Genomic DNA, 8,581 nt, shown 5'->3' on the forward strand with positions numbered 1-8,581 from the left:
TCCCCGTCCCGCACCCCCTGGCTCGGCCCCTGTTGGGCATGCTCTTCAAGTACCGCATCGCCAACTTCCCGCCCCCGGAGCTGGACCACATCCAGTTCCTGTGCGCCGTGGACGGCAGCCGCTGGGTGCAGGACGTGGCCTGGAAGCCCCACTACTCCATGCGGGAAACCATCCGCGCGGTGCAGGCCGAGTAGGGAAGGAAAGTCCGAGGGTTCCCTGACACGGTTGTCGTGCATGGCACGACGCCGGAGGCTGAACCCTCTGACAGGAGTGTCAGCACCCCGACGGCCTGCCCCCCTCATTGTCGGGCGGCCGCGAGTGCAAGCCCTTGAATCTCCAATGCAGGGCCCCGCACGCCACCCCCGGTGCGCGGAGTGGCATCGCCATTGCTCTAGGTTCCGGCGTCACCGCGCGGCGACGCGGGCCTGAACAACACCGTCGCCCCGCTCACATGTCAGGGCGCTCCATTGGGGAGCTCCCGACGCCCATCGACTCGGCCGGCCCCGAGCCGATGGGCGGATTCTTGTAGGGCACTCCATTGGGGAGTTCCCGACGCCCATCGACTCGGCCGGCCCCGAGCCGATGGGCGGATTCTTGTAGGGCGCTCCATTGGGGAGCTCCCGGCGCCCACCGCCTCGGCCGGCCCCGAGTCGGTGGGCGGTTTCTTTTCAGGGCAGCGCGCCCTTGAGCTCGTCCACGAAGGGCCCCGCGTCCTGCCGCTCCAGGAGCCACACGCCGTCCCGGAAGACGAACTCCGAGAGGACGACGGCGGTGTTCTCCGAGGCGGACGGCAGGCGCATCCACTGGATGCGGCTCTGCACCGTGGCGTGCGCCCCGTCCTCGGCCAGCCGCACCTCCTCGATTTCGTAGTCGGTGATGGAGAGGTCCCGCTCGTCATGGAGCTCGACGCGGGCGCGCGAGAACGCCGCGCGGCGCTCCGGGACGAGGAGGCGGGAGGCGCTCCGGAAATCCTTCCACCGGATGAGCTGGTGGAACTTGTCCACGGTGGGCTTGAGTTCTTCCAGGTCGGATTTCTTGGATACGGTTGCGCATCCCGACAGGGCGAGCGCGAGAAACAGGGCAGGCAGGCGATTCACAGGGGGAACGGTAGCATCCGGTGGCCGCCCGGGACGAGAGCACGGTGGTATGGTCCCGCTCCCCCGCCCGAGCACCGGAGTCGCAAGCCCACATGGCCAAGTCGATGGTGGAGCGTTACGAGCAGCTCCTCCGGCAGGACCCCACATCTTCCGTCTTCGTCGAACTGGCCAAGGCCCTGCTGGAAAAGGGGGACGCGGCACGCGCCATCGAGGTGTGTGAACAGGGCATCTCCCACCATCCGTCCTCGACGGTGGGACGCGTGCTCTGGGGCAAGGCGCTCATCCACCTGGGCCGCCCCGCGGAGGCGATGGAGCAGTTCGACAGGGCCATCGCCATCGAGAAGGACAACCCCTACGCCTACAACCTGATTGGCGAGGTGTTGCTCCAGCGCGGGCTGTACCGCTCGGCGCTGCCGCTGTTGCGCAAGGCGGTGGCGCTGCAACCCAATGACGGCCGCGTGAAGCTGTGGCTGGAGCAGGCCCAGCAGGCGCTGGCCGGTGGACCGGCCCCCGTCTTCGCCGACCTGATGGGGCTGGAGAAGACCGCGCCGTCGTCGGAAGGGGAGTCCGACGGAGAAGCGAAGGCCGAGGGCGACGCCGCCGAGCCCTCGCCAGTGGCCGCGTCTCCGATGGCGGCCGCGAGGCTCCGGGCCGCCGCGCTCGGAGATACCGCGAAGGCCGCGACGGCTTCGGGTCCCGGGGCCGCGAGGAACGCGGGCGCCCGTGCCGCCGCTGACCTGGCGAGCGCCGCGGCGGCGGGTGGGCGCGCGAGCGTGGGGGACGTCCCCGCTCGCGAGGGCGACGCGGATTCGGCGGGGGGCGTGAGTGCCTCCGGCTCCACCGCTGACGCTGGAACCTCCGAGGACACGGCGGCGGGCACCGGGGGCGCTCGCACCCGCTCGGGTGAGCATCCTGCCGCGTCCGCGGCGGGGTCTTCGCTGGGGCTGATTGACCGGCCCGTGCCGGTGCTGGTGCCCTCGCTCGGTTCCGAGCTGCCGAGCCTGGACCTGTCGTTGTCGGATGAGGATGACGCTCCTCGGCCGTCGGGCTCGGAGCCTGAGTCTGGCGCGCGGACGGGAGAGGGCAACGAGCCCCCGCCCCAGGATTCGCTGGGAGCTGCCTCCGACACGGCGGGGGCTTCTGAAGACCCGACGTCCACGGGCGAAGGGGAGGCGGGGACCGCGCCTGCCGACTCCGACGACGACGTGCTGCTGCGCTCCAGCGAGTTCACCACCGCGAAGCCGGTGATTCCCGCCGCGTCCGCCGACTCCGACGACGACGTGCTGCTGCGCTCCAGCGAGTTCACCACCGCGAAGCCGGTGATTCCCGCCGCTTCGGGAGGACTCCTCGGAGATCTGCCTCCGCCGGACCCCACCGCGCAGAATCCCGTGGTCGCTCGCGCACAGCCCGCGACGCGGGGCTCGGGCTCCAAGCGCTCGTTGCTCGACGACCTGCCGGAGGCCTCCGAGGCCGCCGGGAGCGCCGCGAAACCCAAGGCGGGTCAGCCCAAGCAGGACACCGAAGCACTCACCGCCGCCTACGAGAAGGAGCTGCGCCAGAAGCTGGTGCGCGAGGCGGCGAAGACGTCCTTCCTCAAGCGCAACGGCGTGAAGGTCGCCGGAGTGACGGCGCTGGCGATGGTGCTCATCACCATCGTCGTCGGCTTCCTCCGGATTCGCGCGGCCACCGGTGGCCAGACGCTGAACGAGGCGCTGGCCCGGGCCGAGGACCTCATCACCCAGGACACGCGCGCTTCGCTGGATGGGGCGTTGCAGCAACTGGGTCGCGCCCTGGAGATGGACGAGGGCAGCAGCCGCGCCTGGGCCCTCACGGCCTGGACGCATGCGCTCCTCTTCTCGGACCACGGCATGTCTCCGGAGGACCGTCTCAAGGCGCTGGAGGCCCTGGAGAAGCCGGGCGTGAAGGAGGCCGCGCCGGGACTGGTGCTCACCACCAATGTCCTCGTGGCGGATGACCGGGGACGGGAGCCGGCGCGTCGCGCGCTGCTCACCTCGATGGACGAGAGCACCGAGGCCCAGGCGCTCGCGGCGAGCATCCTCCTGGCGTCGAAGGACGAGAAGAAGGCGCTGGAGCGGTTCGACCGCGCGCTGCGGACCTCGCCCGCCAACGTGCGGGCCCTGGTGGCGCTGGGCGGCTATTACCTGGCGTCGGAGGACTTCCCGCACGCCATCGAGATGTTCGAGAAGGCGCGCACCAAGTCTCCCAAGCACCCCGTGGCGCGCATCGGTCAGGCGGAGGCCCGGCTCGCGCTGGAGCAGGAGCTGGACGCCTCGCTCGCGGATGTGGCGCCGCTCGCGGAGGACAAGGCGCTGCCGGCGGACCTCAAGTCGCGCCAGCAGTTGGTTCACGGCCGGTTGTTGTCCGCCGTGGGCAAGCACGACGAGGCGCGCACGTTGCTGGGGAAGGGCACGCAGGGGGCACTGGCCTTCGACTTCCAGCTCGCGCTGGGGGCCGCCAGTCGCGCCGCGGGGAAGCTGGATGCGGCGCAGGCCGCGTACGAGGCGGCCCTGAAGCTGCAACCCAAGAGCGACGAGGCCCGTGAGGGGTTGGGCCGCACGCTGCTGGACAGGGACCGCGAGCGCGACGTGTTGACGCGCCTGGAGGCCGACAGTGGCCGCAAGGTGTCCCTGGTGCGAGGCGCGGCGTACGCGCGGCTCGGGGATTGGAAGCGCGCCCGCGCGGAGCTCGCGCGCACGCGGGTGAACGAGCGCTACCCTCCGGAGGCCGTGTCGCTCCTGGCCCTGGCGGATGCGGCGGAGGGCAACGCGCCCCAGGCCCGCGAGCTGCTCGAGAAGGCGCTGGCCGCCTCCAAGCGCCCGCGCAACGACATGCGACTGGCGCTGGGGCAGGTGTACTGGCGTGAGCGCGCCTTCGACAAGGCGCAGGCCCAGTTCGAGGAGGCGCAGAAGGACCCGCGCGACTACGAGGCCTCCTGTTCTCTGGGGCGGCTGCTCCTGTCTCGCGGCCTGCCGGACATGGCCCTCAAGCCGTTGACGCAAGCGGTGGAGCGCAACGGCGCGCACGGCGAGTCGCGCGACGCGCTGGGCCGCACGCTGCTGGCGATGGGGCGCACTCCGGAGGCCCTCAAGCAGTTCGAGGCCTGGCAGCTGGACAACCCCGGCAGCGCCGCCGCGCACAAGGGCTTCGCGCTGGCCCTCTTCCACGCCGGACGCCGCAAGGAGGCGGAAGGGGCCGCGGGTCGCTCGGCGAAGCTGGCGCCCGACGACGCGGAGGCGCACCGGCTGCGCGCGGCCATCCTGTTTGCCTCGGGTGACGCGAAGAGTGGCTTCTCCGCGCTGGAGCGCGCCAACAAGCTGGACCCGAAGGACCCGGACACCTTCTGCGAGATTGCCCACGCCTTCCTGCGGCAGGGCAACGTGGACAACGCGGACGCGGCCTTCGCGGCGGCTCGGCGCGAGGGGTCTGACGCCACCTGTGGCCGGGTGGGCGAACTCTACGTGCAGCTCCCCGGCGGAGGCCGAGGGGCGGCGCGGACGCTGGAGGACCTGGCCTCGCGCGCGCCCACCGTCTGGGACAAGGCCTTCGCCCAGGCCGCCATGGCCCGCGTGCTGTTGGGGGCCGGCGTGTTGAAGGACGCGCGGGCGGCGGCGGAGGAGGCGGTGCGGCTGGCGCCGTTCCAGGGCCGCTCGCACCTGGCGCTGGGGTTGGTGGCCCTGAAGCAGCGGCAGGAGGCCGTGGCGAAGGCGTCGCTGCTGAAGGCCGTGGAGCTGGAGCCCACGGACGGCCCGGCGTACCTGGCCCTGGCGGATGTGCTGGTGCGCGAGTCGGCGGAGCTGAATCGGGCGGTGGAGTCCTACGAAGCCTTTCTCCGGCTGGCGGGTGGCAGCGAGGAGGCGGGGCGCGTAAAGAAGGCGCTGCCGTCCCTCAAGAAGAAAGCGGCTCGCTAGCGTGCGCCACCCTCCCTCTGGCCCCGGGCCCGAGTCCCCGCTGCTGCGCATCATGTGGGGCAATGCCTTCCTGCTGTCGGCGCTCTACCTGCTGGTGGGCGTCGTGGTGGAGGGCGCCCTGCGCCTGTTCCCCTCGAAGTTCCTCCAGCGCTTGTCGCTGTCGTTGGACTCGCTGCCGGCTCGTGCGCTGGAGCTGGTCGGCGCCATGGAGCCGCTGCGTACGGCCTTCTTCAACGGCCGCATTCCCGAGTACGGGGTGCGCCTCATTTTTGGACTCACCACGGTGGCGGTCATCTTCCTGCTCGCCCTGGTGGTCGGCACCGTCATGGGCAGCCTGCGCTACCTCATCGCCCGAGGGATGCGCCGAGGCGGAGGCAACGGCCCGTAGCCTCTTCCGTCGCGAAGACGGGGGCACCGGCCGCGGGGCTCTTCGTCAGTTCGTACCCAGGGCCCGCCGGACGCGCGGCTTGCGTGGCGCCGCCAGGGGGGCTGCCTGGGGCTCATGCCCCGCGGCGCGCGCCATCAGGCAGATTTCGACGACCTTGGGGCCGAAGCGCTCCCAGCGACTCTCTCCCGTGCCCTTCACCGTGAGGAAGGCCTCCCGGTCGATGGGAAGCGTCGCCGCCAGCCCGAGCAGCGTGGCGTCGTTGAAGATGATGAAGGGCGCGACGCCCAGGTCCTTCGACAGCTCCTTGCGCCAGCGACGAAGCTCCGTGGAGGCCAGCTCGCTGTAGTTCAGCACCGGTTGCGCCGAGGCCGACGTGCGGCCTCGGGACGCGGTCGGCCCGCTCGAGAGCAGCACGGGCATCTTCGCGGGTGTGCACACGTCGCAGTTGCCGCAGGAGGCCTCCACGTCCTGCTGACCGAAGTAGTGGAGGACGGCGCGCCGCCGGCAGCGCTGCTCCCGGTCCGCGTAGGCGTAGTCCGTCATCCGCCGCAGGAGCTGGAGGTTCTGCCGCTCCTGCTCCCGGACGTGGCTCAGGTCCATGCCCAGTTCGCGGAAGGGCAGCCGCGCCAGCGCTCGGATGGAGCGCCCGGAGAAGGGCCGCCGCACATTCACCACGCCCGACTTCTCCAGCAGGCCCAGGGCGTGGCGCGCCTCGTCCACCGACAGACCGACGCGCCGCGCGAGGATGGTCAGCTCCGTGGTGACCTGCCGCCCGAGGGGAAACGTCTCCAGCAGGGACTTCAACAGTCGCTGCGCGTCCGCCGCATGCGGGTGCGCGGCCTGGGCCTTCTCCGTCAGCGTCAGCCCGTGCTCGCCCTCACCCCGTCCCCCGCGCTCCAGCTTCCCGGCGCGCTCGAAGATGCGCAGCGCCGCGGAGACCTCGAACTCACTGGCGTTCACCATTCCCGCCAGCACGTGCACGCCCCGCTCGAACTCCTCCACCGACTGGAGCACGCCCCACACGTCCGCGAGCACCGTCTCCGACGGGTGGCTGCCCTGGATGAGCCGCTCCTGCGTGTACACGTCCGAGTGGTTGAACAGCAGCACCGCGCGCGCGTCGCCGCCGTCCCGGCCCGCTCGGCCGATCTCCTGGTAGTACGCCTCCACCGCCCTGGGGATGTTGGCGTGCGCGACGAAGCGGATGTCCGACTTGTCGATGCCCATGCCGAACGCATTGGTGGCCACCGCCACCGCGTCCTTCGTGGACATGAAGGTGTCCTGCGCCCGCCTCCGCGCGTCGTCCTCCATGCCCGCGTGGTACAGCACCGCCTTCAGTCCCCGGCCATGCAGCTCCGCGAAGATGCCGTCCGCCGCGCGGCGCGTGGAGCAGTAGATGATGCCGCTGCCCCCCAGCGCCGCCAGCCGCGCGCAGGCCTCATGACGGTCCGTGTCTCCGCCGACTTCCTGCTTGCCCAGGAACAGGTTGGGCCTGTCGAACCCCATGGCGAACTCGCGGGGCTCCTTCATCAGCAACACCCGGACGATGTCCGCGCGCACTTCCGGCGTCGCCGTCGCCGTGAGCGCCACCGTGCGCGGTGGGCGCAGCTTCTTGCGCACCTGGCCGAGCTGCGCGTACTCCGGCCGGAAGTCGTGACCCCACTGGGAGATGCAGTGCGCCTCGTCCACGGCGAGCAGGTCCACGCCCACGTCGAGGACTGTCTGCACGAAGCTCGCGCTCCGGAAGCGCTCGGGCGCCACGTACAAGAGCTTGTACTCGCCCGCGCGCAGCCGGCGCATCCGCTCCGCCCGCTCCAGGTCCGACAGCGAGGAGTTGATGAACGTGGCGCTGATGCCGCGCGCGGTGAGCTGCTCCACCTGGTCCTTCATCAGCGCGATGAGCGGCGACACCACCAGCGTCAGCCCCGGCAGCAGCGTGGCCGGGAGCTGGTAGCACAGGCTCTTGCCCGCGCCCGTGGGCATCACCACCACGGTGTTGCGCCCGCTCAGCACGGTGGAGATGACCTCCGCCTGCCCGGGACGGAACTGCGTCAGTCCGAAGTGGCGCACCAGGCCCTGCTGAGCTTCCTCGAAGTAGGGCAGGGCCAACGGCATCGCTCGCATGTTCACCATCCTGGCCCGGCCGTCAACGGAAACGGCGCCTCGCCGCCCCTCACAGCTCGAGCCCCGGCGGCACGGGGACAGCCAGGCGGGCCCTCCTCAGCGCCACCTCCAGCACGCGCAGCGCTGTCGCGTCCGGCTCCCGGCGCCCATCCACCACCACGTCCCCTTCACGGGCGTCCGCTGGCAGCTCCACGCGCTCCACCGTGCAGGCCCGCCCGGTCTCCAGCCGCACCACCTGTGCCCGCGTGTCCTCCAGCAGCTCCACCTGCACCATCCCCACAAGGCACCCCGCCATCACCCATCTCCTCCCGCCACGTTCCATTCCCGTTTCGACTCCCACTCCCCGTCCGGGAGCAGTCCCCGCTCCAGCATCGACACGAAGGCCCCGTCTCCCACCACCAGATGGTCCAGCACCTTGAGGTTGAGCAGCTTCGCCCCCGCGACGAGGTGCCGCGTCAGCCCCACGTCCTGGACGCTGGGCTCCGGGTCCCCCGAAGGGTGGTTGTGCGCCAGGACGATGGCCGTCGCGCGGGAGACGAGCGCCGCGGCGAACACCTCCCGGGGGTCCACCGGGCACGTGTTCAGCGTGCCCTCCGCCACCCGCGCGTCATGCACCAGCACGTTGCGCGCGTTGAAGCACAGCACGTGGAAGACCTCCCGCCGCAGCGCGCCCAGCGCGGGCGTGAGGTACGCGTGAATCTCCCGGGGCGTGCGCAGCTTGGGACGCCGCTCCGGTGAACGCTGGGCACGACGGCCCAGCTCCAGCGCCGCGAGCACCTGCGCGGCCCTCCGAGGCCCCAGGCCCGGCACTCCGCGGAGTTCCACAGGCTCCGCCTGAAGGAGCGCCTTGAGTCCTCCGCATCGCTTCAGCAGCGCCCCCGCCGCCTCCAGCCCGCCTCGCGAGCGCGGTGCCAGACCCCACGTGACACACAGAAGCTCCGAGTCGGTGAGAGCCTGTGCCCCCAACCGGAAGAGCCGCTCCCGGGACTGCTCCATGCCCCCGGGCGCGAGCGCCCCCACCGACTCCTCGCCCACCACTTCACCGC

6 protein-coding genes and 1 pseudogene are annotated in these 8,581 nt (G+C 71.4%); 3 read left to right on the forward strand and 4 right to left on the reverse strand.

Features of this window, described 5'->3' with window-relative positions:
- Positions 1 to 194, forward strand: a pseudogene (locus FJV41_RS46050) (NAD-dependent epimerase); the annotation flags it as partial.
- 474 nt (positions 195 to 668) lie between these two features.
- Here FJV41_RS46050 and FJV41_RS46055 read toward each other — a convergent pair.
- Positions 669 to 1,097: a hypothetical protein gene (locus tag FJV41_RS46055; protein WP_141648991.1), complete on the reverse strand. Its 429-nt coding sequence runs from the start codon at positions 1,095 to 1,097 to the stop codon at positions 669 to 671.
- A gap of 92 nt (positions 1,098 to 1,189) precedes the next feature.
- On the opposite strand from FJV41_RS46055, the gene FJV41_RS54815 reads away from it, so the two are divergent.
- Together FJV41_RS54815 and FJV41_RS46065 are read left to right on the forward strand one after the other, a co-directional pair.
- Positions 1,190 to 5,026: a tetratricopeptide repeat protein gene (locus FJV41_RS54815; protein ID WP_141648992.1), complete on the forward strand. Its 3,837-nt coding sequence runs from the start codon at positions 1,190 to 1,192 to the stop codon at positions 5,024 to 5,026.
- 52 nt (positions 5,027 to 5,078) lie between these two features.
- Entirely contained in the window at positions 5,079 to 5,414 is a 336-nt protein-coding gene (locus FJV41_RS46065; RefSeq protein ID WP_141648995.1) for a hypothetical protein, read from the forward strand.
- Between the two features lie 45 nt (positions 5,415 to 5,459).
- Here the strand turns inward: FJV41_RS46065 and FJV41_RS46070 are convergent, their stop codons facing one another.
- Genes FJV41_RS46070 through radC form a run of 3 tightly spaced genes read right to left on the reverse strand, consistent with a single transcriptional unit; the run spans position 5,460 to position 8,573 of the window.
- Positions 5,460 to 7,544, reverse strand: coding sequence for a RecQ family ATP-dependent DNA helicase (locus FJV41_RS46070; RefSeq protein ID WP_141648993.1), 2,085 nt, complete (start codon positions 7,542 to 7,544; stop codon positions 5,460 to 5,462).
- A gap of 40 nt (positions 7,545 to 7,584) precedes the next feature.
- Positions 7,585 to 7,830, reverse strand: coding sequence for a DUF3006 domain-containing protein (locus FJV41_RS46075; RefSeq protein ID WP_141648994.1), 246 nt, complete (start codon positions 7,828 to 7,830; stop codon positions 7,585 to 7,587).
- Positions 7,830 to 8,573, reverse strand: a complete 744-nt coding sequence (gene radC, locus FJV41_RS46080) for a RadC family protein (RefSeq protein WP_306440955.1) — start codon at positions 8,571 to 8,573, stop codon at positions 7,830 to 7,832. The genes FJV41_RS46075 and radC overlap by 1 nt, the downstream gene beginning before the upstream one ends.
- Between the last annotated feature and the right edge of the window lie 8 nt (positions 8,574 to 8,581).

It is taken from the genome of Myxococcus llanfairpwllgwyngyllgogerychwyrndrobwllllantysiliogogogochensis (genome assembly GCF_006636215.1).
GTDB classification, from domain to species: domain Bacteria; phylum Myxococcota; class Myxococcia; order Myxococcales; family Myxococcaceae; genus Myxococcus; species Myxococcus llanfairpwllgwyngyllgogerychwyrndrobwllllantysiliogogogochensis.